Annotated in this window: 14 protein-coding genes; 6 read left to right on the plus strand and 8 right to left on the minus strand. The window is 69.7% G+C overall.

Annotation, left to right across the window (positions count from 1 at the left end):
* Positions 1–25: 25 nt before the first annotated feature.
* Together panC and folK are read right to left on the minus strand one after the other, a co-directional pair.
* Positions 26–874, minus strand: coding sequence for a pantoate--beta-alanine ligase (panC, locus tag KOR34_RS20930; protein WP_146567890.1), 849 nt, complete (start codon positions 872–874; stop codon positions 26–28).
* Positions 875–948: 74 nt separating this feature from the next.
* Positions 949–1686 carry a 2-amino-4-hydroxy-6-hydroxymethyldihydropteridine diphosphokinase gene (folK, locus tag KOR34_RS26890; RefSeq protein ID WP_197531637.1) on the minus strand — a complete coding sequence of 246 codons (738 nt, stop codon included), beginning with the start codon at positions 1684–1686 and terminating at the stop codon, positions 949–951.
* Between the two features lie 1026 nt (positions 1687–2712).
* Between folK and hemE the strand changes: the two genes are divergently transcribed.
* Complete coding sequence (gene hemE / locus KOR34_RS20940; RefSeq protein ID WP_146568061.1) at positions 2713–4608, plus strand: uroporphyrinogen decarboxylase; 1896 nt, start codon at positions 2713–2715, stop codon at positions 4606–4608.
* A 69-nt stretch (positions 4609–4677) separates the two neighbouring features.
* On the opposite strand, the gene KOR34_RS20945 is transcribed toward hemE, so the two are convergent.
* Positions 4678–5220, minus strand: a complete 543-nt coding sequence (locus tag KOR34_RS20945; protein ID WP_146567892.1) for a hypothetical protein — start codon at positions 5218–5220, stop codon at positions 4678–4680.
* Between the two features lie 265 nt (positions 5221–5485).
* The gene (locus KOR34_RS20950) at positions 5486–5713 is read right to left on the minus strand and encodes a hypothetical protein (RefSeq protein WP_146567894.1); all 228 of its coding nucleotides are present in this window, start codon (positions 5711–5713) and stop codon (positions 5486–5488) included.
* A 464-nt stretch (positions 5714–6177) separates the two neighbouring features.
* Here KOR34_RS20950 and KOR34_RS20955 point away from each other — a divergent pair, with 464 nt between their 5' ends.
* From KOR34_RS20955 to KOR34_RS20975, 5 genes are all read left to right on the plus strand, one after another.
* Complete coding sequence (locus KOR34_RS20955; protein ID WP_146567896.1) at positions 6178–8673, plus strand: Tex-like N-terminal domain-containing protein; 2496 nt, start codon at positions 6178–6180, stop codon at positions 8671–8673.
* Between the two features lie 335 nt (positions 8674–9008).
* On the plus strand, positions 9009–9968 hold the full coding sequence (locus KOR34_RS20960; protein ID WP_197531638.1) for a DUF1559 domain-containing protein: 960 nt from the start codon (positions 9009–9011) through the stop codon (positions 9966–9968).
* Complete coding sequence (locus KOR34_RS20965) at positions 9965–10747, plus strand: polyphosphate polymerase domain-containing protein (protein WP_146567899.1); 783 nt, start codon at positions 9965–9967, stop codon at positions 10745–10747. The genes KOR34_RS20960 and KOR34_RS20965 overlap by 4 nt, the downstream gene beginning before the upstream one ends.
* 13 nt (positions 10748–10760) lie before the next feature.
* Entirely contained in the window at positions 10761–11423 is a 663-nt protein-coding gene (locus tag KOR34_RS20970; RefSeq protein WP_146567901.1) for a DUF4956 domain-containing protein, read from the plus strand.
* Between the two features lie 104 nt (positions 11424–11527).
* Complete coding sequence (locus KOR34_RS20975; RefSeq protein WP_146567903.1) at positions 11528–12007, plus strand: hypothetical protein; 480 nt, start codon at positions 11528–11530, stop codon at positions 12005–12007.
* A 4-nt stretch (positions 12008–12011) separates the two neighbouring features.
* On the opposite strand, the gene KOR34_RS20980 is transcribed toward KOR34_RS20975, so the two are convergent.
* The 4 genes from KOR34_RS20980 to KOR34_RS20995 form a co-directional block, all read right to left on the minus strand.
* Positions 12012–14888, minus strand: a complete 2877-nt coding sequence (locus KOR34_RS20980) for a sugar-binding domain-containing protein (RefSeq protein ID WP_146567905.1) — start codon at positions 14886–14888, stop codon at positions 12012–12014.
* A gap of 108 nt (positions 14889–14996) precedes the next feature.
* The gene (locus KOR34_RS20985) at positions 14997–19043 is read right to left on the minus strand and encodes a M56 family metallopeptidase (protein WP_146567907.1); all 4047 of its coding nucleotides are present in this window, start codon (positions 19041–19043) and stop codon (positions 14997–14999) included.
* Between the two features lie 4 nt (positions 19044–19047).
* Positions 19048–19440, minus strand: a complete 393-nt coding sequence (locus KOR34_RS20990) for a BlaI/MecI/CopY family transcriptional regulator (protein ID WP_146567909.1) — start codon at positions 19438–19440, stop codon at positions 19048–19050.
* Between the two features lie 416 nt (positions 19441–19856).
* Positions 19857–23033: an autotransporter-associated beta strand repeat-containing protein gene (locus KOR34_RS20995; protein ID WP_146567911.1), complete on the minus strand. Its 3177-nt coding sequence runs from the start codon at positions 23031–23033 to the stop codon at positions 19857–19859.
* Between the last annotated feature and the right edge of the window lie 237 nt (positions 23034–23270).

Genomic DNA, 23270 nt, shown 5'->3' on the forward strand with positions numbered 1-23270 from the left:
GGGGAGACGGACGCGGGCCCCAAGCCTACTGGAGGATCAGGTTGTCGATCAATCTCGTCTTGCCGACCCGCGCGGCGATGGCGATCACCGCGGGGCCCTCCACCACCTCCAGCGGCTCGAGCGTGCCCTCGCGGACGATCGCGACGTACTCCGGCGTGATGTCGGACTCGGCGAGCAGGGCGAGCGCCGCCTCGCGGATCTGCTGGGCGTCGCGCTCGCCGCGGCCAACCAACTGCTCCGCCAGCCGCAAGCTAGCATGGATCGCCAGCGCGCGGCAGCGTTCTTCGGGGGACAGGTACGCGTTGCGCGAGCTCATCGCCAGGCCGTCTGGCTCGCGGACGATGGGGCAGACCGCCAGCTCGATCGGCACGTTCAGGTCCCGCACCATCCGCTCCACCACCAGCGTCTGTTGGTAGTCCTTGCGGCCGAAGTACGCGGCGTCGGCGGGCGCCAGCTGGAACAGCTTCATCACGACGGTCGCGACCCCGGCAAAGTGGGTGGGGCGGGACTCGCCCTCCAGCGGCCGGGCCACGCTGCCCACGTCGATCGACGTCTCGCTCCCCGCGGGGTACATCGTTTCGACCGACGGTGCGAAGACGATCGAGCACCCGGCCGGGCCGAGCAGCGCGCAGTCGCCCTCCAGGTTGCGCGGGTAGCGTTCGTAGTCCTCGCCCGGAGCAAACTGGGTGGGGTTCACGAAGATGCTCGTGATGACGACACCGCAGTCGCGGCGGGCCGCTTCCACCAGGCTCACGTGCCCGGCGTGCAACGCGCCCATCGTGGGGACCAACGCCACCCGCTTGCCGGCGGGGCGGGCGGCGGAGATCCGCTGGCGGAGCTTCGCGGGATCGGTGATGACTTCGGGCGGGCTCATGGCGCGTTGAGGGCGATGCGGGGGAGGGGGCAGCCCAGCATTCTACGCCGCGTCGGCCGCCCTGGCCCAGCCCGCTAGTGGCCCTCAGCGGCCGGCAACCCCGGCCAGACGCACTCCACGGCGGCGTGCACCTCCCGCTGCTGCTCCTCGGCCGTGGCGTCGGCGGCCAGCCACAGCGTGGGGCCGGCGCCCGGCAGCGGGGCCGGCGGACCGCAGCAGATGGTCAGGCGGGCGGGTGGGTCCTCAACTCCAGCTTCGGTGACGACCGCAGGTCCGTGGTCGGCGACGCACCGGCGGACGGCGTCGCCGAGCTCCGCCGACGCATCCCGCAGCACTATTTGGTTGCCGCCGGCGGTCCGCAGCTGGTCGAGCTCGGCGAGTGTCTTACCGAGCAGGGGGTGGACCCAGTCGCCCGCGATTTCGGCCGCGGGGATCATCACGAACGGGCGGAATGTCATCCGCGGGTGGGGCGTCTGGACGCCGGCGTCGGCCCCGACGTGGTCGTCGTAGAGCAGCAGGTCGAGGTCGAGCGTGCGCGCGTCCCAGCGTTCGCGGCGGCGTCGGCCGAATCGCTGTTCGACCGTGTGCAGGCCGAACAGCAGCTCGTGCGGCGGGGTGGAGGTCTCGATGGTCGCCGCGGCGTTAGCAAACCGGGGCTGACCGGGCGGCCCGCCGATCGGCTCGGAGTCGATCATCCGGCTGACCCGCAGCAGCTGCACGCCCGGCAGCGCGCCGACCGCGTGGGCGGCGTCCATCAGCGTGCTCAGGGGGTCGCCAAGGTTAGCGCCGAGGGCGATGAGGCAAGCGGGCATCGTGGCACGCGCGGGGAAGAGGTCGGCAACAAAAACGGCTGGCGCCCCTTGAGGGGGCGCCAGCCGGGCTCGATGAGTTGGGGTTGTCGTGTATCAGCAAGCTTGAGGGGGCCATCCCTGAGCGCGGGCGGTGCCGCCGGTCGACGTCCATATACGTCACCCCTCAAGTATGCTGATAGATCCCAAACAATACGGATGGTCTATGGGTTCGATCAGGACTCAAGCGGGTGACGCCGTGATCACCTTGGTCATAGGTCCTTTGGGTCGATTGAAACACTATTTGCAATAGCCTGTCGCGGCGCGACTCGTGTTCGTTCAAGTCGCCCGCCACTTCCTGCGGCGGCCTCGCCTGACTCGAACGAACTCGGTGCGGTGCAACAAGGTGTCAAACAACACGTGGCGGTCGACGGCGCTGGTGGCGTCGGCGACACACGCCGGCGGTGCGCGGCGCAAACTCTAAGGAGTTGATGGGCAGACCGGCCGTACGGCCAACGGTGTGGAACCAATGCGCGGACGACGATCGAAGGGACCGCCACCGTAGAATGGCTCAAGCGCACGCCGGGGAGGACGCCTGGTCGCGTTACGCGAGCTCCAGGTAGCCGCTAAGACCGACAGTCGCGTCGACCACTCTCACCCGATAACACCCGCCGGAAAGCGGCGCCAAACCGCCGGCCCGACAAGCCCGCACGTCACACAAATGAGACTGCCCACTTACCAATCGAGAGCGTCCAACCACGCCGCCGATCAGTGTGACGCAGTGTCGCGAAGTCGTGGGCATGTGTCAAGCAGCTTTTCATTCTTCTTGCCGAACGCGCGGGGCGGCTTGCAGTATCCGCGCACGCGCGTCGCGTTTCTTCGCGGGCGCTTGGGCAGGCGAAGTCGCGCCTCTACAATTTCGGGGCAAGGTGCTCGCCTCGCAGCGACCATTTTTCGTTCCGCACACGCCGAAGAATTCCGTTGAGCAACCGCCCCGCTACAGAGGACCGTTTGAACGTCGTTGCGCTCGAGAGCCGCCGCGCCGACGACATGCAGCGGATGATCGAGAAGCAGGGCGCCGCCGCGCATGTTAGCCCCTCGATGCGTGAGGCCCCGATCGAGGGCAACCGCGACGCAATCGAGTTCGCGCACCGAGTGCTAGCAGGCGAGGTCGACGCGCTGGTGCTGCTGACCGGCGTGGGCGTGCGTCTGTTCATGCAGGCGGTTTCACGCCACGTCGACCGGCAGCGGCTGATCGACGCGCTCTCGGACATACCCACCATCGCGAGGGGGCCCAAGCCGGTCGCGGCGCTGCGCGAGCTTGGGGTCAAAGCCACGCTGCGCGTGCCGGAGCCGAACACCTGGCGCGAGCTGCTCAGCACGCTCGACCGCGAGATGCCGGTCGCGAACATGAAGATCGGCCTGCAGGAGTACGGCACCACCAACCCCAGCCTGATCGCCGGGCTCGAGGCCCGCGGCGCCACGGTGGACCCGCTGCGGATCTACAGCTGGACGCTCCCCGACGACGTCCGCCCACTAGAGGAGAACGTCACGCGGCTGGCGCGCGGCGAGGCCGACGTGCTGATGATCACCTCGGCTCAGCAGATCGAGCACCTGCTGCAGACCGCCGAGCGGATGGGCGAGGCCGACGCGCTGCGCGCCGCGCTCGGTGAGACGGTCGTCGCCTCGATCGGCCCGACCACTTCCGAGCGGCTCCGCGCGCTCGACCTGCCGGTCGACTTCGAGCCGTCGCACCCGAAGATGGGCAACCTCGTGGTCGAGGCGCTCCGCGATGCGCCCGCGCTGATCGCCCGCAAGCGCGCCGTGCTATCGCCGACGCTCCGCGCCCGCGCGGCGCCGCGGCCGGCGACCACCGGCGAGCGTTCGCAAGAACTGATCGACGCGACCGCCGGTCAGCCGTGGCACGACAGCGCGTTCCTCAAGGCGTGCCGGCAGGAGCCCACCGACTTCACACCGGTCTGGTTGATGCGGCAGGCGGGCCGGTACATGCCCGAGTACCGCGCGGTCCGCGCCAAGACGAGCTTCCTCGATCTGTGCCGCAACCCTCAGCTCTGCAGCGAGGTGATGTGCACCGCGGTGGAGTTCCTGGGCGTGGACGCGGCGATCATCTTCTCCGACCTGCTGCCGATCCTCGAGCCGATGGGACTGGACCTGGAGTTCGCGCCCGGCGACGGCCCGGTGATCCACAACCCGGTGCGCGAGTCGACCGACGTCGACCGCGTCGTGGACCTCACCAGCGTCGAGTCGCTGCACTACGTCATCGAGACCGTCCGCCAGACGCGCGCCGACCTGCCCGACAGCATCCCGTTGATCGGTTTCGCCGGCGCGCCATTCACGCTGGCCAGCTACACCATCGAGGGGGGCGGCAGCCGCAACTACCTGCACACCAAGACCCTCATGTACCGCGACGAGGGCGCGTGGCGGACGCTCATGGAGCGGCTGGCCGACGCGGTCACGCTCTACCTGAACGCGCAGATCGACGCCGGCGCCCAGGCGGTGCAGTTGTTCGATAGCTGGGTGGGCTGCCTCTGCCCGGCCGACTACTGCCGGTACGTGCAGCCCTACGTCAAACGCATCATCGACAACCTTTCGCCCGGCGCGGCGGTCATCCACTTCGGCGCCGGCAACCCCGAGCTGCTCGGGCCCATCGCCGAAGCCGGCGGCGACGTCATCGGCGTCGACTGGCGGACCGACCTCGACCACGCCTGGTCCCGCGTCGGCGGCCGGGCGGTGCAGGGCAACCTCGACCCGGCCAGCCTGCTGGGGTCGCTCCACACGCTCAAGGCGGGCGCCCAACGCGTGCTCGACCAGGCCGCCGGCCGGCCGGGGCACATCTTCAACCTCGGGCACGGCATCGTGCCCCCTACGCCGCCGGAGCACGCCAAGGCGTTAGTCGAGATGGTTCACGAGCTGAGCGCCAGGTAGCCCAACAAAAAGAAACCGGCCACGCGACGCCGCGTGGCCGGTTAGTGGAGTCGCAATTGTCTCTTGTGATCAGAAGCCGAGCCGCAGCGTGAATCGCGGGCTCGCGTCGCGACGCCCGTACGGCACGCGTGGCGCCGGGGCGTAGCCGCGGTAGCCGACCGAGTGCGGGACGACCCGGGGCGTGACGACCACCGCCTTCGGGGTGATCGGACCGACCGGCCCTTCGATCACGTTCCCGTACGGGTCGAGGTCCACGTGACGCCTCACGATGCGGCCGGTGCGACCGTCACGCACCCGCAGCACAATGTGGCCGCCGTCGGCCATGGCGTGCGACAGGGCGTCCTCCCACGAGCCGTGGTACGTCAGGCGGTCGTGGTTGAGCCGCGTCACCACATCGCCCTCCTCAAGGCCGAGCTGGCACGCGAGCCCGCCGTGGCGGACGCGGACGATTACCTCGCCGTAGCCGTTGTTGTAGCTGTGCATGCCAAACACAGGCAGCCTCGGCTGGCAGTACGCGCCGTGGTGGCTTGGGTGGGCGGCGTGGGCGGCGGCGCCTAGGCCGAGCGAAGCGATGACAGCAGCTAAGGCGACACGCAGGGGCTGGGCGATCATGGCAGGGGTCCTTCTAAGCTAAGGGGCGGGAGACGGCTGCGGGGCCGTCGGTTGTTGGTTGCCCAATAGCTAAGGCACGCCCGGCGCCAATCGACGCATCCACGTACGAACAATATGCGTAAGTTGATTCGCAGCAGTGCCTTAGGTGAAGCTCGACTGCTGCGATCGGACCGCTGCGCGATGATCGCACACGGACGAAATGTCATCGATGTGATATCTCATCACGCGCGGATGAGACACTATGACGACAGCACCGTACGCCGCGCTAGGCGGAAGGCCGGTTGAGAAACCGGTAGGCGCTCAGCACCTGGTAGAGGTCCGTGCTGAGGGTGATCTGGTCGTCCTCGAAGTCGTCTAACCACGTGCGGTTGTTGAGGATAGCGTCTGCCAGCAGCGGCAGCGCCTCGCCCAGCGGCACGGTGACGGTCTCGACCTGATCGTTAGCGGGGGCAGCTTCGGGGCCGTGGTAGATCTTCAGGTGACTCTTAAGCATTCGGTGCATCCTTGCAACAGAATCCGGCCCGCCCCTAGCGACAAGTCGGGCGCCGGTAACGACGCCGTCTGTGTGGTTATCGGTGGGCGCGGTTGCCACGCTTGAGCCGGTCTTGGTGAGAATGCAGATTTTTTCTGCTCGGGCGCCGCCCCGCGGTTGTCCGCGCTCAGCCCCCCGCGCATGCTTGACACGCTATCACCCGGTTTCTGAGAATACCCGCTTGTTTCGGCGCAAGCTCAATCGCTGCCGATCCTTGCACCCGAAATGAAAACGCGCCGCCAGCTCTTCACCCCATGACCATCCCCACGCCACGACGCCCCCGGCGCCCCGGCGTGACCATCTCCACGAACGCCGGGCGCTTGTAGCGCGGGTGCGTGCCGCGACGCCCGTCCTCGCGGCGCGGCAACGGCCGCCGCCCGCGTCGTTCTCCGCCGACCAATCCACCCGCGATCAGACAGTAGTCGATGGACCAAAACGCCATCAATCTCAAGGCGATCGCCAACGAGCTCGGGCTCGACCCAGGCGGGGTCGCGCAGACCGTGCAGCTGTTGGACGCCGGCAACACGGTGCCGTTCATCACGCGCTACCGCCGGGACGCGACCGGCGGTTTTGACGAGCAGCAGATCGAGGCCGTCCGCGACCGCGTGCACCGCGCGCGGCAGCTAGAGGAGCGGCGCGAGTCGATCCTCCGCTCGCTCAAGGGCCAGCGCAAGCTCACCGACGAGCTGCAGGAGCTGATCGCCAAGGCGTCGTCCGTCGCGCAGCTCGAGGACCTCTACCTGCCGTTCAAGCCGAAGCGGCAGTCGCTGGCGGAGAAGGCCAAGGCCCAGGGCCTGGCGCCGTTGGCGGACGAGATCTTCCGCGCCGCCGAGAGCTGCGCCGACCTGGACGCCCGCGCCGCGGAGTTCATTGACGCCGAGCAGGAGGTGCCCGACGCGGCCACCGCATTGGTTGGCGCGGGGCACATCCTGGCGGAGCGTTTCGCCGAGTCGACCACGCTCCGCAAGCGCGCCCGCCGTGTGGTGGGTGATAGCGGCTTCCTGGTGAGCAAGCAGGCCGACGGGCTGTCGGAGAAACGCAAGGCGGCGTTCAAAGACTTCCTCGACTACCGCGAGAAGCTCAGCCGCGCGCCGACGCACCGCGTGCTGGCGATCAACCGCGGCGAGCGCGAGAAGGCGCTGAAGGTGAGCGTCGAGTGCGACGCGCCGGCGATCGAGCAGGCGGCGATCGAGCTGCTGGTCCCCGACGAGCACGCGCACCGCGAGTTCCTGCTGGGCTGCGCGCGCGACGCCGTCCGCCGGCTGCTGATCCCCAGCCTGCAGCGCGAGGCCCGCCGCAGCCTGACCGAGAAGGCCGAGGAGCACTCGCTGACGGTATTCGCCCGCAACCTCCGCCGGCTGCTGCTGCAGCCGCCGATCCGCGGCAAGCGGGTGCTGGCGCTCGACCCCGGGTACAAGAACGGCTGCAAGCTGGCCGCGCTGGACGAGTTCGGCGGCGTGCTGGCGCACGACCTGATCCACCTGGTCGGCGACGACGCCAAGCAGGCCGACGGCCGCCGCCGCCTGGCCGAGATGATCCGCGAGCACAACGTCGAGCTGATCGCCATCGGCAACGGCCGCGCGTGCCGCCCCAGCGAGCAGCTGGTCGCCGACCTGCTGGCCGACGAGCTCAAGGACCACGACGCGCACTACGTCGTGGTCAACGAGGCCGGCGCCAGCGTCTACTCCACCAGCACCATCGGCCGCGAAGAGCTGCCCGACCTGGACGCGTCGCATCGCAGCGCGGTGTCCATCGCGCGGCGGCTGCAGGACCCGCTCAGCGAGCTGGTGAAGATCGACCCCGCCAGCCTCGGCGTGGGCCTGTACCAGCACGACTCGCGCAGCAAGCCGATGCGCGACACGCTCAACCAGGTGGTCGAGTCATGCGTCAGCTTTGTCGGCGTCGACCTCAACAACGCCAGCCCCACACTGCTGTCGCACGTGGCCGGCCTGAACCCGCTGACCGCCCGCCGGGTGTACGACCACCGCGTCGAGCACGGCCCGTTCAAGAGCCGGCAGTCGCTGCTAGAGGTGAAGGGCGTCGGCGAGTCGGCGTTCGTGCAGTCGGCCGGCTTCCTAAAGGTCGAGGACGGCGAGAACCCGTTGGACTCCACGTGGGTCCACCCCGAGAGCTACGACGCGGCCGCCAAGCTGCTGGAGCTGGTCGGCGTCGACGCGGCAGAGCTCCGCACGCCCGCCGGCGGCGTCAAGTTCCAGGAGGCGCTCGAGCAACGCAACCGCGACGAGCTGGCCGCGTCGGTCGGCGTTGGGCGGCTGTCGCTCGACCAGCTTGTCGACTCGCTCGCCCGGCCCGGCCGCGACCTCCGCGACGACCGGCCGCCGCCGGTCTTCCGCCGCGACGTGGTGAAGCTGGACGACCTCGAGATCGGCGCCGAGCTGGCCGGCGTGGTGCTCAACGTGGTGGACTTCGGCGCGTTCGTCGACATCGGCCTCTCCGAGAGCGGCCTGGTGCACGTCAGCCAGCTCAGCAGCGGCTACGTTCGCGACCCGCACACCGTGGTGGCGGTGGGCGACCGCGTGCGTGTATGGGTCACGTCGATCGACGTGCAGCGCCGCCGCGTGGCGCTGACCATGATCAAGCCGGGCACGCCGCGGCAGGAGGGGCCGCGCAAGAAGGAGCGGCCCCCGAAGGAGAAGGAGGGCGGCGGCGACCGCCGACCCCGCGCCAAACGCGCCCGCGCGGAGCAGGGCGGCAAGCAAAACGACCGGGCCAAGCCGCGCCGCGGCGGCCGACGCGAGGAGCGGCAGCCACAGGGCCCGCGGGTGTTCGAGCAGCGCGCCAAGAAAGAGACCCGCTCCCTCTCCAAGGAGATGGAGGAGGGCAAGGAAGCGATGCGCTCCTTCGGCGACCTGCTGCAGTTCCACCGCAAGAAGTCGTCGGACGACAACGGCGACAAGTAGCCCGCGAGGCCTAGCCGGCGGGCGATTCCGTCGCACCTTTTCTTCAGCGGGCGCGTCGTCGGCGGGTCTGCTCTTGTCACACACCTCCCCGGGGGGCGACGCGTTCTTGTGCCCGCTAGCAGGGCTGCGCGGCGCCTCGGCTACGAAGGAAAACCGCCATTTCCGGTAGAAAATGTCGGAAACCGACCGTTTTCTACGCCATCGGCGATACCTGGCGTCCGCCAACTGGTTCATCAAGTTGGCTTTTGTGTGAAGAATCGGTTAATATACGGGTAGCCCCAGCGCTCCTCCCTGCAGTCCCTCCCCCTCTTTCCCGCACAATTCAGGCGCCCCCCTTGAAGATTCATCCTGTACGCCGTCGCCGCCAAACGGGCTTTACGCTCGTCGAGCTGTTGGTGGTGATTGCCGTGATCGGCGTGCTGATTGCCCTGTTGCTGCCGGCGGTGCAGTCGGCCCGTGAGAGCAGCCGCCGCGCGGCGTGCCAGAACAGCCTGCGGCAGGTTGGGATCGCGATCGTCAACTTCGAGAGCACCCAGAATCGGTTCCCGGCCGGCAAGAAGTGGTCGTCGGCGCGGAGCAACCCGAACTCGTTCGACTACTCGTGGTCCAGCTTCATCCTGCCGCACCTGGAGGAGGGGGCGATCTACCGCGAGATCAACTTCAGCCGCGCCGCGACCGATCCGGAGAACATCCAGGCCGCCAGCCAGCTGATCCCCGCCTACCTGTGCCCCAGCGCGGTGCAGTTGGAAGCCCACCGGTCGGCCGAGGGCCGCCTGATCAACCTGGGCGGCCAGCCGGGCGAGGGGATGGCCTGCATCGACTACCTGGGCATCAGCGGCCCCGACAAGGACAAGGCCAACCCGGTCACCGGCGAGGACTACGGCCGCCAGCGGGGCGTGCTGCTTGGCACCAAGGGTCTGCCCAACGAGGACACGATCACCGAGCCGCCCAAGGTCACCACCGCCAAGATCACCGACGGCCTGTCCAAGACCATCATGGTGATCGAGTGCTCCGGCCGCGGCGTGGACATGAACAAGCACGGCGAGATCAAGAGCTACAACGGCGCGTGGGTCTCGGGCGACAACATCAGCCACATCAAGAAGGGCATCAACGACGAGGTCCCGCCGGCCGTCTGGGAGGACGAGCGCGTCTTCTCCGACCACCCCGGCGGCGCCCACGCACTGGCGTGCGACGGGTCGGTCCACTTCCTCAACCAGGGGCTGGAGCCCGAGATGCTGCGGTCGCTCTGCTCCCGCGATGGAGACGAACTAGTCGAAGGACTCGGCGAGCTATGACCCCCACCAGAGCCGAAAAAACCCAACCGGCGCCGGAGATCGTCCAGGCGCTCACCCGGCTGGCGCCCATCGACCTCAGCGAGATGGACAGCGTGAGCCTGATGAACCGCGTCGACACGAAGTTCGTCATGGCGGAGTCGACGCTGCTCGACCTGCTGGACGACGCGGCCGACGACTACCGCGTGCTGGAGGTCGGCGGCGAACGGCTCACCCGCTACTCCACGCTGTACTTCGACACGCCCGCCCTCAACTGCTACTTCGACCACCACAACGGCAAGTCGATCCGCCGCAAGTTCCGCATGCGGGCGTACGGCTCGTCGGGCGCCTCGTTCTTCGAAGTTAAGCAGCGGACCAACAAGGGCCGCACCGACAAGCGGCGGATCCCCATCAACGCGATCACCAGCCGCCTGGAAGGCGAGTCGGCCGCGCTGGCCGAGGCGATCGCCGGCGCCGACCTCGGCCTCGAGGCCCGCATCTGGACCGAGTTCTCCCGGATTACGCTGGTTGGCCGCCACGCGCCGGAGCGGGTCACGCTGGACGTCGACCTGCAGTTCCGCGTGGGCGACCGCCGGGTCGGCCTGCCGGGTCTGGTCATCGCCGAGGTGAAGCAGGAGCGCGACTCGCGCGACTCGGTGGTGCGGCGCCGTCTCCGCGAGGCCGGCGTGCGGCCGCTGCGCGTGAGCAAGTACTGCCTGGGCAGCATCCTGCTGGACCCGGCGCTCAAACGCAACCGCTTCAAGCCGAAGCTGCTCGCTATCCAAGCCTACTCTCCCTGCTGAAAGCCTCCCCCGAATGCCGTCCGAGTTACTTGGCTACCCCCTCTACGATGACGACCTCATAAAGTTGTCGGTTCGGTTCGCTGCGAACCTCATCGTTCTCGTGCTGATCGTGCACTTCGTGTACAGCAAGCAGTCGCGCAGCAAGGACTACCTGTTCACGTTCTACATGCTGAACATCGTGGTCTTCTTCATCTGCTTCACGCTCAAGAAGCTGGAGCTGGAGCTCGGCATGGCGTTGGGCCTGTTCGCCATCTTCGGCGTGCTCCGCTACCGGACCGACGCGATACCGGTGCGCGAGATGTCGTACCTGTTCATTGTGATCGGCCTGGCCGTGATCAACTCGCTGGCCAACAGCAAGGTCAGCCTGGCGGAGGTGGGGTTCGTGAACCTGGCCATCGTCTGCCTGCCCGCGCTGTTCGAGTCGCTGCCCAACCTGCGGCAGGAGTCCCGCGAGGAGATCCTGTACGAGAGGATCGACCTCATCCGGCCCGAGAACCACGACCAGCTCATCGACGACCTGCAGAAGCGGACCGGCCTGAACCTCTCACGGATCGAGCTGGGCAGGATCAACCTGCTGCAGGACACGGTCGCGATTACCGTGTACTACTACCCGCACGATCAGGACCGCGAGCCGAACCACGACGTCGAGATCAACCGCCGCCTGCGTCGGAAGTAGCCCCCCTCTTGGGCTGCCCTCCCTCCGCGGCCCCGCCTATTGCCGCCCGGCGCCCGGGCTATAATCAGGGTCCGACCAGCCGACCCTCCCCAGCCCGGTGCGCGATGGATTTCCGACAACGACTTCAGAAGGCCGCCAGCCGCGGCGCGCGCTCGCGCGCCGAACGTGAATTCGAAGAGGCCGCCGAGGCGATCAGCGAGGAGGAGTGCCGCCGGCTGCACTCGCGTCTGCGGCTGGCGCTGACCGAGCACATCGAGAAGTGCCTGGCGCAGCTGGCCGACAACTTCCCCGGCTTCAAGCCCGAGACCATCGTCGACGAGCGGGGCTGGGGCGCGGCGGTTTCGCGGGACGACGTGTCGATGTCGGGCGGCCGGCGGAATAACCTGTTCAGCCGCCTGCAGGTGGTGGTCGGCCCGTACAACGAGTACAAGGTGCTGGACGTGTCGGCCAAGGGCGCGGTGCACAACAAAGAGACCTTCGTTCGCAACCACCACCAGCCGCTGGCCGACGTCGACGAGGACCACTTCCGCGAGCTGATCGAGATGTGGATCCTGGACTACGCCGAGATGTACGCCGCGCGGTAGCGGGCTACTCGTCTACATCGCCGCACTCCACCGCCAGCCGCGCCGGCCGCAGGCCGTCAGCCTCAGCGGTGAGCGTGATCGGACCCGCGCCGCCGGTCGGGCGGAGGATCGCCAGGCAGCGGCCGTGCCGCGTCCGGCAGGCGGGCGCCTGGAAGCTGGCCGGCTGGTTGGGCGAGCCGTTCGCCTGGCCCGCCAGCTCGCCGACGCCGCCCACGCTGAACCGCACCTCGGCCTCGGCGGTTGGCACGCGGGCGCCGCTGGCGTCGACTACTTCCACTGTGATGTACGACAGGTCGTTCCGGTTGGCGTTGATCGCCCCGCGGTCGGCCGTCAGCCGCAGCGCGGCGGGCGGCCCGGCGGTGCGGAGCGAGTTCTCCGCGACCACCCTGCCGTCCACCAGCCCCACAGCCTTCAGCTCGCCTGGCTCGTAGGGCACGTTGAAGCGGGCGGTGAGTTTGGTGGCGGGCGAGACCGGCTGCTCGCCGATCACGCGGCCGTTGAGCTCCAGCCGGACGCGGTCGCACCGCGAGTAGACCGCCGCCTGCAGCGGTTGGCCCTCGTGCCCGTCCCAGTTCCAGCTCTTCAGCTCGTCGGGCCAACCCCACCAGCTGAGCGACTCGACCGCGTCGGGCGGCATGGGCGTGTGCACTAGGAGCTCGATCGGGCTGCGGCGCCACACCACGTCGCGGTAGAACGACTGCGGCTTCTTGAACCCGCACAGGTCGAGGTCGCCGCACCAGGCGTTGATCCACGGCCACGACAGGAACCACGGGCCGGGGTCGGGGCCCAGGCTGGTGTGGGCGATGCCGGCCTCGCCCAGGTAGTCGAGCGCCGTCCACACGAAGTCGCCGATCACGTAGGGGCGCTCCTCAACCAGCGTCCAGTAGGCCAGCGCGTCCTTGGGGAGCGACTCCGACCCGTACATCACGCGGTCCGGGCGCCGGGCGTGGTCGGGCTCGTACATCTGCGGCAGGTAGTTGTAGCCGGCCACGTCCAGGTGGGGGAAAGCGGGGTCGGAGAGCTCGCCCCAGTTCTCCATCACGGGCCCCCAGTCGGTGCAGATGGCGGCGGTCACGGGGCGGGTGTCGTCGTGGCGGAGGACCTCGTCCCGCAGCCGTTGGCCGGTGTCGCCGGCGCGGAACTGCTCGGGGATCTCGTTGCCGATCGACCACATAATGACCGACGGGTGGTTGCGGTCGCGGCGGACCATCGCGGCGATGTCGTGGGCGTGCCAGTCGTCGAAGAACCGGTGGTAGTCCTGCTGGTTGTTCTCCTTCGACTCGTTCCACTGGTCGAACGCCTCGACGATCATCAGCACGCCGAGGCGGTCGCAGGCGGCGATCATCGCGGGCGAGGGCGGGTTGTGGGACGAGCGGATCGCGTTGAAGCCATTCGCCTTGAGCAGCTCGACGCGGCGCTCCTCGGCGCGGTCGATCGCGGCGGCGCCCAGCGGGCCGTTGTCGTGGTGGATGCACCCGCCCTTGAGCAGCACCGGCCGCCCGTTGAGCCGGAAACCGCGCTGGGCGTCGACCTCGATCTTGCGGACGCCGAACGGCGCCCGCACGCTGTCGACCAGCCGGCCGTCGACCAGCACCTGGACGTCGGCCGAGTAGAGCGTGGGCGATTCCAGCGACCAGAGCTCGGGCTGCGCAGCGTCGATGGTCTGCTGAATCAGTTCTGTCGTGCCGGCGGCGATGTTGAGCTCTTGTTCGGACACGCCAACGGAGGCGCCAGCGGCGTCGCGGACAGTAACGCGGACGGTCGCCACGGAAGGGGCGTCGGCAGCGTTGCGGACCTCGGTCGAAACCCGGACCGACGCGCTCTCGGCAGAGACCTCGGGCGTCGTGACGAACACGCCCCAGGTCGGAATGTGTACTTCGCCGGTCGTGGTCAGCCAGACGTGCCGGTAGATGCCCGACCCGGAGTACCAGCGGCTGTTGCGGCCCTCGTTGCGGACGCGGACGGCCAGCACGTTCTCCTCACCCGGCGGGCGGAGGTGCGGCGTGAGGTCGAAGTGGAAGCCGGTGTAGCCGTGGGGGTGCTCGCCCAGCCGGCGGCCGTTCAGCCACACCTCGGCGTTCATGTAGACGCCGTCGAAGCGGATGGTCGTCTGCCGCCCGGCCTCCGGTGATTCGAACGCCTTGCGGTACCAGCCGATCCCGCCAACCGTGTACGCGGTGAAGTGGCGGTTCTGGGCCTCGGCCGGGTCGAACGGCCCAACCCGCTGGCTCTTGGCGCCCGCCTGGTAGATGCCGCCGTTGTTCTCGCCGTCAAACACGCGGACCGCCACCAGGTCCGAGCCGTCGCCGCGCACCAGCCCGGCCGGCGCGCGGTAGCGGCGGTCGACATCCCACGCGCTGCGGTAGTCGGGCGGGAACGACCCCGAGCCGCCGATCCGCTGGCCGTTGAGCCAGACCTCGTCGGCGTCATCGATGCGGCCCAGCAGCAAGTCGATCTCCTCGCCGGCGAACTCGGCGGGGATCTCCAGCCGCCGCCGGTACCAGCCGTAGGCGTTGTTTTCGCTGTAGCCGGAGTGGCGCTCCCAGTTGTCCGGCAGGGTGACGTGGCGCCAATCGGCATCGTCGGTGCTAGGGTCGCTCCAGGAGGGGGCATCGCCGCGGTGGAATCGCCACTCGCCGGTAACCGCGTCGACTTCCGGCGCAGCATCGGGCCGTGGCGGCAGGTCCTCGATGCTCCAGTCGTGCGGCAGGTCGAGCGTCCGCCACCGCGAGTCGTCGAAGCCGGGTAGCTCGGCGCCGGCCGCGTCGCCGCGGTGGAAACGCCAGCCGCTGTCGAACAGCTGGTCGCGCGTGTCGGCGGCGTTCAGCGGGCCGGCCGTTTGAGTGAAGACGCAGAGGGCTAAACAGAGCAGGAGACGCATCGAGACTACCCACGGGCGCAAGACAAGGAACCGATAACTCGACCTTGTAGTCTAGCCGCCCGCGGGTGGGGCGTCACGAATGGGATTCCCGCCAGCGGGCGGGGTGCGCTAGAGCTCGCCGTCCAGCAGCGTGGCGATGGCCTCCCAGTGGTTGGCGGAGCCAACCAGCTTTCCGTCGGGGCCGATGAGGTAGTACGCCGGCGCCGTGCTGATTGCCAGCTGCCGCATCAGCTCGGAGTCCGTGCCCAGGTAGTTCTGGGCCCAGGCGAGGCCCTGCGCGGCGGCCACCGCGCGGGCGGCGTCGGCGTCCTCGTCGATGTTGAGCCCGACGACCGTCAGTGGTTTTCCCTCGTGCTGCTCCACGGCCGCCTTGAGCGACGGCATCGACTGGATGCACGGGGCGCACCACGTGGCCCACGCGTGCAGCAGCACGTGCCGCCCCTGGAGGTCGTCGATCAGGCGGACGCGCCCGCCGGCGTCGGTGATCTCGAACGCCCGCATGTCCGACCCGACGCGGGGGCCGATGCGGCAGTGGACGTCGATGTCGCCCAGGTCGAGGTCGCCGTCGGCGGCGACCGTCACCGGCACGACCTTCTCGCCGATGGTCTCAACCAGGCAGCCGGCCGGCTCCTCGTAGAGCTGGAGGACCAGGTCGTACTCGCCGGGCGGGACGCCGTGGACCCGCAGGCCGCCGTCGTCGGCCAGCTTCACGAAGTAGTTGTGCCGCGTCGCGACCCACGATTGGAAGTCCGGCTGCCCGAGCCACTCCGACTGCAGCGGCCCGGTCGGGTCGAAGCTGAGCGGCGCCTCCTCAGGCGGGTAGGGCAGGCCCTGGTCGCGGCTTACCAAGTAGTTCAGTGACCACTGCTTGCTGAGTTGGTCGTTGCTGCGGCCGGTCGCCACGACCCGCCCGGTGACGGTCGCGCCGTCGCCGTTGAGCTGCACCTCGCGGTGCTCGCCGGGGGCGAGCTCCAGCGGGACCGACTCGCTGGAGCTGAGCGGCGAGTCCCGCCACGGCCCGAGCGACGCCCTCAGCCCGCCGCTTACCGGCGGCAGGCGGTCGAAGCGGAACCGCCCCAGGGTGTCGGTGCGGGCGCTGTACGAGTCTTGGAACCGCGGCTCCAGCAGCCCCCGCTGCCCAAGCGGTGAGAAGTAGACCCACTGATCCGCCACGGGGCGGCCGTCCTGCAGCAGCACGCCGCTGACCCACGCCCACGGCGCGAGGCGGAGGTCGCCGATGGCGGTCTCGTCGGGCGCCAGGGTACGCTCGGCGAACCCCTTCTCGTGGTAGGCGCGGACCAGGGTCGGCTCGCTGGTCGCGGGCAGGCTGAAGCGGCCGCCGGCCTCGGTCGGGACCGGCCGCGACCCGTACGACTCGGGCTCGCCGTTGGACGTGCTGGGGACCATCGTGGGCGAGGCTTCCAGCACAACGGCGTCGACCACCGGGCGGCCCGCGGAATCGAGCACCCGGCCTTCTCGCGCCGGCGCCGGCGTCAGGCGGACGTCGAGCGTCGCGCGGCCGTCGCGGGGGCCGAACGACTCCTCGCTGATCAATGAGCGGTAGCCGGGCGCCTCGAACCTCACGCGATAGTCGTCGTTGGGGTCGGCGCTGCCGGTTAGCGGCAGCTCGTAGCGGCCGTCGCGGCCCAGCTTCGCGTCCTCGCTCCGCGTGTGGTAGAAGTCCGGGCGGAAGACGATCACCGGCATCGCCTGGAAGTTCTCGATCGGTTTGCCTGTTTCGGCGTCGGTCACCTCGCCGACCACAACACGGCGGGGGGCGAGGGTCACCACGTGCGGCTCGCTCTTGGCGATCAGCGTCAGCTCCTGACCGGCGTGCCCCTTGGCGCTGATCCGGTAGCCCACGGCGTCCTTCGGCGCCCAGTCCCACGCGTAGACGCCGTTCTCGTCGGCGTGGCGGGGCACGCCCGACAGCGGCACGTTGGGGTGCTTCTCGTTGTAGATCGCCTCGGTCCCGCGCCACTCGCCGATGCCGACGTAGGCCTTGGGCACCGGCTCGCCCTGCGTGTTGACGATGTGGATCCGGATCGGGTGGCCCGCCGCCAGCTGCAGGTCCAGGTCGCCCATGCCGTGCTCGACGGTCACCATCTTCCGCTGGGGCGCGAAGCCGGGCGCCAGCACGGTGATGGGGTACTCGCCCGGCGTCAGGCGTTCGGTCTGGTAGCGGCCATCGGCGCCGATGGCAGTCTCGTTCACGCCGGTCGCCCAGTAGGGTCGGTCGTGCCAGACTACGAGCCCTTCGCTGACCGGCGAGCCGTCCGGCCCCGTCACCACGCCCGTCACCGCCACGCCGCTGGCGAGCACGAGCTTGGCGTCGCCGCGGCGGAGGTCCTGCGTGGTGACGCCCTGCTCACGCTGCAGGCCGCCCCACTCGGCGTCGCCGGCGTAGTCGGGGTGGGTGACCAGCAGGCGGAACTCGTAGTCGTCCCGGCCGTTGCTGCGGGGCGGCGGGGCGTTGGTGATTGACCACGCGCCGTCGGCGTCTGTCCGTGGGGGCGCGCTGTTGAAGTCGGAGTCGGTAAGCCAGGTGCTGATCATGGGCTTGGCGCCGCGGCCCCAGGCGGGCTCGTCGACCTCCACTCGCACCTGGACCAGGGCGCCCTCAATCGGCTGCCCCGCTTCGTCCACCACGCGGCCGCCGAGCGTCACCCCCTTCTGCAGGCGGAACTCGTACTCGTCGGGTATCAGGCGACCCTCCTCGTGGGTCCCCTCCGAGAAGTTCATGAACTGCGGCACGTAGCCCTCCTTCGAGGGCCACAGCCGCAGGATGTTGAGTCGGTGGGGGATCGCGATCCTGGCCCGGGCCTGCTCGTCAGCAGCGTTGCTGCGGCTCGGGAAGTCGGGCTCGCCTTGCATCTCCCAGATGGCGGAGTAGACCCGCGCGCCCGGCAGGGGCTGGCCGTCCTCGTTGAGCACGCGCACCACCATGGTGCGGTGGTCGACTGCGGGCGGAGCGTCATCGGCGGCCTGAGTCGGTTCGGTCGGGGCGGTGGCGGCCGGCGGATCGGACTCGGGTTCGTTCGCCGTGGCGTCGCGGGTGGTGAGCTGGCAGGTGGCGACTACGGCCGCGCCGATGGCCGCCGCCGCCGCCAACGCCCTTGCCGCCCGCGCTGTTAGCGCCGCGCGGCTGCGGCCGGAGCTGAGTATGGCGGCGATGCGGCCCTCGACCTGCGGCGAGGCCGCCATCGCGACCGCGCCGGCGGTCGGCCGGCAGCGGTAGCCGCGGGCGATCTCCAGCAGGGTCTGCGCGTAGTCGGGCGCCGCGCCGCCGTGCGTGACCACGGCGTCGTCGCAGGCGATCTCGCGGAGCCGCTTCATCCGCCGGGCGGCCCACCACGCCAGCGGGTTGAACCAGTAGACGGCGCACGCCGCCGTGGCCATCAACTGGGTCAGCAGGTCGTGGCGGCGGACGTGGGCCAGCTCGTGCAGCAGCACCTGCCGCCGCCGCTCGGCCGGCCAGGTGGGCGCATCGGCCGGCAGCACCACCACCGGGCGGGCGAGCCCCGTGACGATCGGTCCGGGCGCGGCGGTGTGCGTGGCGAGCGACACGGCGCGGCGGAGCCCAAGACGCTGGCAGAGATTGTCGCAGAGCTGGTTCCATTCGCCGTCGGCGAGCGGCGCCGCCCGGCTTGTCAGCCGGCGCACCATGGCGACCTGCGCCAGCAGCCGCAGCAGCACGATCAATAGCCCGAGGGTCCAGCCGGCCAGCAGCAGCGTGGAGAGCGACGGCCCCTGGAGTGCGGGCGCCGGCGCGATGGCTGCGGCCGGCGTTGGCTTGACGATCGGCTGTGGGCGCTCAAGGGCGGGTTGTGGCGCCGCGGGCGGGCGGGCGATTGTCCGCGTCCCCGGCGCAATTACGCCGCGGCGGGGCGTGTCTGCCGCCCTCGTCGGGACGGCCGACCGCGCGACGGCATTCGAAGCCCGCGCCGGCAGCACGGCCGCCTGCCAGCCCGGCGAGAGCCACCCCACCACGGGGACCGCCAGGCAGGCGGCCAGGCCGACCGTCCAGACCGCGTGCAGCAGCGCCGCCGAGCGGCGGCGGAGCGTGTACGCGACCGCGGCGGTCAGCGCCAGCAGCACGAGTGACCGGCTCGCTAAGCCGAGGAGAAACTCACCGCCGTCGAAGGGCGTAGCCATGGCATTAGTCTCCTGTGCGGGCGCGGCGGATTGCCTGTTCCAGCCGATCGATGTCCTCGTCCGAGAGCCGCTTGGCGGAGTCGTCGATCAGGGCGGCCAGGGCGTCGCCGGTGGACTGCGGGAAGAACGCGTCGATCAGCCGCGAGAGCGCCGACAGTCCGGCCGCGCGGCGTGACTTGACCGGCTTGTACAGGTGGGTGACGCCGCTGCGGTCGCGGACCACGTGCCCCTTCCGCTCGAGCTGGCCCAGCATGGTGCGGACGGCGGAGTAGCTGGGCGGGTCGCTGAGCTGCTCACGGACCTCGGCCACCGAGGCCTTCTGCAGGCGGTAGACCACCTGCATGATCTGCTCTTCACGGGGCGCCAGCTCGCGGGCCACTTTCTTCTTGCGGGCCATCTGGATCTTGCAGGGTAGGGAGGCGGGTCGGGTGTTAAAGCGTTAGCAGGTGTCAATGTATTGGCATTGGCGCCCGTGGTCAAGAAGAAACCTGCCGCCCGCTGTTCTCGCGGGATTCTGGTAGAAACCGGCCACTCAGCGCGGTCGAATGGAGGGTTGCTCGAGGTCCCATCGGGGGAGACTGCGTCGCGTCTTCCGCTTGCGCGTCCGGTTTGCTGCGGAGCTACTTTTGTCCCTATCGTCGCGCTGCGGTGGACAAAAGTCGGCCCTGCCCAATCAGAAGGATCCCGTCAGACACTGCTATACAAGCGTGAGACGAGCCGTGGGGCCCGACTTTTGTCCCTAAGGATCGATAGCGCCAAAAGGGACAAAAGTCGCGCTGCACTCTTGGGTTGTCGCCGGCGGGCGAGGTCGGCCTAGCGCCGGCAGAGGAGGGGCAGCAGCGCGAGCGCGGCTAGCAGCAGTGCGGCGGGCTCGGGCGCGGCGGCGGCTGCGCCGGGAGCAGGGGCCGTGGCGCCGTAGTTGTTACGCCAGAGCAGGTAGCTTGCCTGGTCGCCCATGCTGTCCCGCCAGACGGTGTAGTCGGCCGCGTTCACCACGCCGTCGGAGTTGAAGTCGCCGGCCAGGCCGGCGGCGAAGTCGGACAGGGTGACGAGGTCGTTGGCGTAGTCGTAGCCGACGAGGAACGAGCCCAGGCCGCCCGCGGTCGTGAGCCGCGCGCCCGGGGCGGCGTTGGCGAACTGGCCGGTGAGGGCCGTGGCGTCGAGGATCTCAAACACGTCGGACGCCTGCGGGGTGAAGCCGTCCGCCAGCGAGACCGACAGGTCGCCGCTGAGCGTGGCGGTCCCGGCGACCGAGAGCCGGCCGGGCGCTTCGCTGCCCAGTTGCAGGTCGAACAGGGCGTCGGCGGCGAGCGTGAAGCCGCCGTTGATGGTCAGGTTCTGGTCGCCGGATGCAGAGAGGGCGGCCTCGAGCTGCTCGGCGGTCAGGTTCTGGTTGGCCAGCACGAAGCCGTCGATCACGGTCCCCACCTCGCGGCCATAGATGGTGAACGTCCGCGGGCCGGCGCTCAGCGAGTAGTCGATGCCGGCGTTGAGCGGCGACACCACGCCGTCGAGCGACGCGAGGCTCGGCGACACGCGGTTCCAGGTCGCGGCGTCGCCCGGGTTGGCGTAGGTTTGCACCTCTTCGAAGTTGGAGGTGGTCGCGTGCACGTTGTTGGAGGAGCCCGAGGCCCAGAAGCTGTTGTTGCCGCCCTGGGAGGTGGAGGAGTCGCCGGGGATGGGCGAGTTGCTCGGCTCGGCGATCTTGGCGAACAGGTAGTAGGTCCCCGCCTGGGGGATGTCGATGGTCGCGGTGGCGGAGCCGCTGGCGGACGGCGCGGCGAGGCTCTCGCCGGCGATCATCACGATGCCGCCGCCGGTGAGGTCGGCGCCGTTGTAGGACCCGCCGGCGCCGGTCCCGTGCGTGGCGTTGCTGAACACGGCCCAGTCGGCGCCGAGCGACAGGTCCTCGGCCTGGATGCCGACGGCGCCGTTCACGCCGACGCCGCCCGCGGCGCCCTCGGGACGCACCACCGATCCGGCTGCGGCCACCACGCTGCCCACGACCGTGCCGCTGCCGCTCAGCGTCTTGCCGGACGCCAGGTTCAGCGGCCCGGAAGCGGACGCGACGTCGAGCGAGGCGCCGGCGGCCACGTGCACGCTGGTGGCGCCGAGCCCCGCGCCCTGCACGACGAGCTGGCCCTGCTCGACGACGGTGGGGCCGGTGTAGGTCTTGCCGCCGGTGAGCGCCAGCGCGCCGCCGCCGCGCTTGGTCAAACCGCCGACGCCGGATATCGAACCCGACACGGCGCCGGAATAGCCCGCGGTGTCGACCACGCCCCCGCCGGCGCCCAGCGAAACGGGCACGGCGATGCTGGGCGCGTCGAGCGCGTGGAACTCGCCGCCGTCGAACGACAGGCTCGGCGATCCGGCGCCGTCGGCCGCGACCGCGGCGGTTCGCAGCACGCCGCCGGAGGAGAGGGCGATAACGCCCGACTGACGCGAGGCGGCCATCACCACCCGGCCCGCCGAGACCACACCGCCGCCGACGTCCACCGCGCCGTTGGCGTACAGCGTGTCAAACACGTCCAGCGTGCCGCCGCTGACGCTCAGCCCGGCGCCGGCGTGAAGCCGCCGCGCGAACGCGTGCCCGGCCGAGTGGGTCACGGCGCCGTCGGTTGTGGCGTCGTCGGCCAGGGTGGGCACGCCGCCGGCCCACGACGCCGCGGAGGTCCAGGCGCCGCCGGTCGACGCGACCGGCGCGCCGTCGGCGCCGAGCTCGTTGAGGTAGTGCTCCAGGCTGGTGTAGCCGCGTGAGACGTTCTTCCAGTCGTTGGGGTTGGTCGGGCTGAGGCCGTTGGCGGACTCCCAGTTGTCGAGCATGCCGTCGTAGTCGGCGTCGACGAGCCGCGCGCGGGGGTTCAGGTAGACCGGGTCGGAGCCGAAGCCGGGGAACAAGTCGGTCTCGCGCTGGATCACGCCGCCCAGCGTGCCGTAGCTGCCGACCTCCTGCATCAGCCGCGCGTCGACCGCGTCGCGGGTGATGTTGGGGCCGGCGTTGGCCATCACGTGCGACACGGCCTGCTGCGCGGTGAGCCCGGCCGTGGTAGGGAACGCGTGCCGCGTCGACACCACGTCCGCCCCCGGGTAGCTGGTGTTGAGCGAGCCGTCCAGCACGCCGTCGCGGTCGCCGTCGACCCAGTTGTCGTTGGCGTAGATGTGGAACCGGCTGGTGCCGCTGGTGAACGGCGAGCTGCCGTTCACCGGGCCCTCGATGAAGTAGTTGCCCTCGACGTTGGCGTACGAGTCGGCGTTGCTGGTGTCGCCCATGATGTAGCCGGCGTTCTCGTAGCCGTACACCACGTTGTTGATGAACTCGTTCTCGAACCGCACCTTCGGGTTGCGGGTGACGTTGTCGGCCCACAGGCTCTTGATCACGCTGACGCTGCCGCCCTCGCCCGGCTGCATCAGCCCGCCGGTGCTGTGGCCCAGCCGGTCGAGGCCCTGGGCGATGATCGAGTTCTGGATGGTGATGTCGTCGATCACGTGGCCGCTGTCGTGGTTGATATCGAACGTGCCGTCCACGCCCCAGGTGATCGACATGTGGTCGAAGATCATGTTCGTGCCGCGGGCGATGCTGGCGGCGTCGTCGCGCACGCCCGGGTCGCCCTTGCGGACGGCGAAGTGCCGGCTGATCAGGTTGTGGGAGTTGGTGAAGCTGATGCGGTCGCTGTAGAGGGTGAACCCGCCGGGCGCGGTCTGGCCGGCGATGGTGATGTTGCTCGCCACGGTGACCACCGACTCGATGTTGGCGATGCCGCCCACGTCGAACACCACGAACCGGTTCGACTGGCTGACCGCGTCGCGGAACGAGCCGGGGCCGGAGTCGTTGAGGTTGGTCACGTGGTACACGCTGGCGGCCGACAGGTTGGTGCGGGCGCCGGTGGCGTACCGGCCGAAGCCCTCGGCCTCGGGGAACGCCAGCGTCTGCGCGGCGGCGGCCGGGCCAAGGAGCGAGACGGCAAGGAGGGTGGCAAACGCTCGGTTCAAGGTGCGCTCCGGTAGCTCGGGATCGACGGCTGGGTAGCAGCCAAGTCGGGGCGTTCTCTGGCGGAGAACCTGGCGCCGGCCGCAGGACCGCGGCCTGATAGCCTGATAGGTAGGGGGGATGCGCCGATGCTCAAGAGTTCAGCGTAGTCTGGCAGCTAAGCGACCGTCAAAGCATTGGCGGTCAGCGCAGCGGCCGACCGCTCATTTTGCGTAAACGGATTCCTTGCTTGCGTTTAG

The sequence above is a fragment of the Posidoniimonas corsicana genome, from assembly GCF_007859765.1.
Taxonomy (GTDB): domain Bacteria; phylum Planctomycetota; class Planctomycetia; order Pirellulales; family Lacipirellulaceae; genus Posidoniimonas; species Posidoniimonas corsicana.

What these genes read in the sequence shown, in the direction of transcription:
- panC (WP_146567890.1), bottom strand. Translation starts at nt 874, where the DNA reads ATGAGCCCGCCCGAAGTCATCACCGATCCCGCGAAGCTCCGCCAGCGG.
- folK (WP_197531637.1), bottom strand. Translation starts at nt 1,686, where the DNA reads ATGCCCGCTTGCCTCATCGCCCTCGGCGCTAACCTTGGCGACCCCCTG.
- hemE (WP_146568061.1), top strand. Translation starts at nt 2,713, where the DNA reads ATGCAGCGGATGATCGAGAAGCAGGGCGCCGCCGCGCATGTTAGCCCC.
- KOR34_RS20945 (WP_146567892.1), bottom strand. Translation starts at nt 5,220, where the DNA reads ATGATCGCCCAGCCCCTGCGTGTCGCCTTAGCTGCTGTCATCGCTTCG.
- KOR34_RS20950 (WP_146567894.1), bottom strand. Translation starts at nt 5,713, where the DNA reads ATGCTTAAGAGTCACCTGAAGATCTACCACGGCCCCGAAGCTGCCCCC.
- KOR34_RS20955 (WP_146567896.1), top strand. Translation starts at nt 6,178, where the DNA reads ATGGACCAAAACGCCATCAATCTCAAGGCGATCGCCAACGAGCTCGGG.
- KOR34_RS20965 (WP_146567899.1), top strand. Translation starts at nt 9,965, where the DNA reads ATGACCCCCACCAGAGCCGAAAAAACCCAACCGGCGCCGGAGATCGTC.
- KOR34_RS20970 (WP_146567901.1), top strand. Translation starts at nt 10,761, where the DNA reads ATGCCGTCCGAGTTACTTGGCTACCCCCTCTACGATGACGACCTCATA.
- KOR34_RS20975 (WP_146567903.1), top strand. Translation starts at nt 11,528, where the DNA reads ATGGATTTCCGACAACGACTTCAGAAGGCCGCCAGCCGCGGCGCGCGC.
- KOR34_RS20980 (WP_146567905.1), bottom strand. Translation starts at nt 14,888, where the DNA reads ATGCGTCTCCTGCTCTGTTTAGCCCTCTGCGTCTTCACTCAAACGGCC.
- KOR34_RS20985 (WP_146567907.1), bottom strand. Translation starts at nt 19,043, where the DNA reads ATGGCTACGCCCTTCGACGGCGGTGAGTTTCTCCTCGGCTTAGCGAGC.
- KOR34_RS20990 (WP_146567909.1), bottom strand. Translation starts at nt 19,440, where the DNA reads ATGGCCCGCAAGAAGAAAGTGGCCCGCGAGCTGGCGCCCCGTGAAGAG.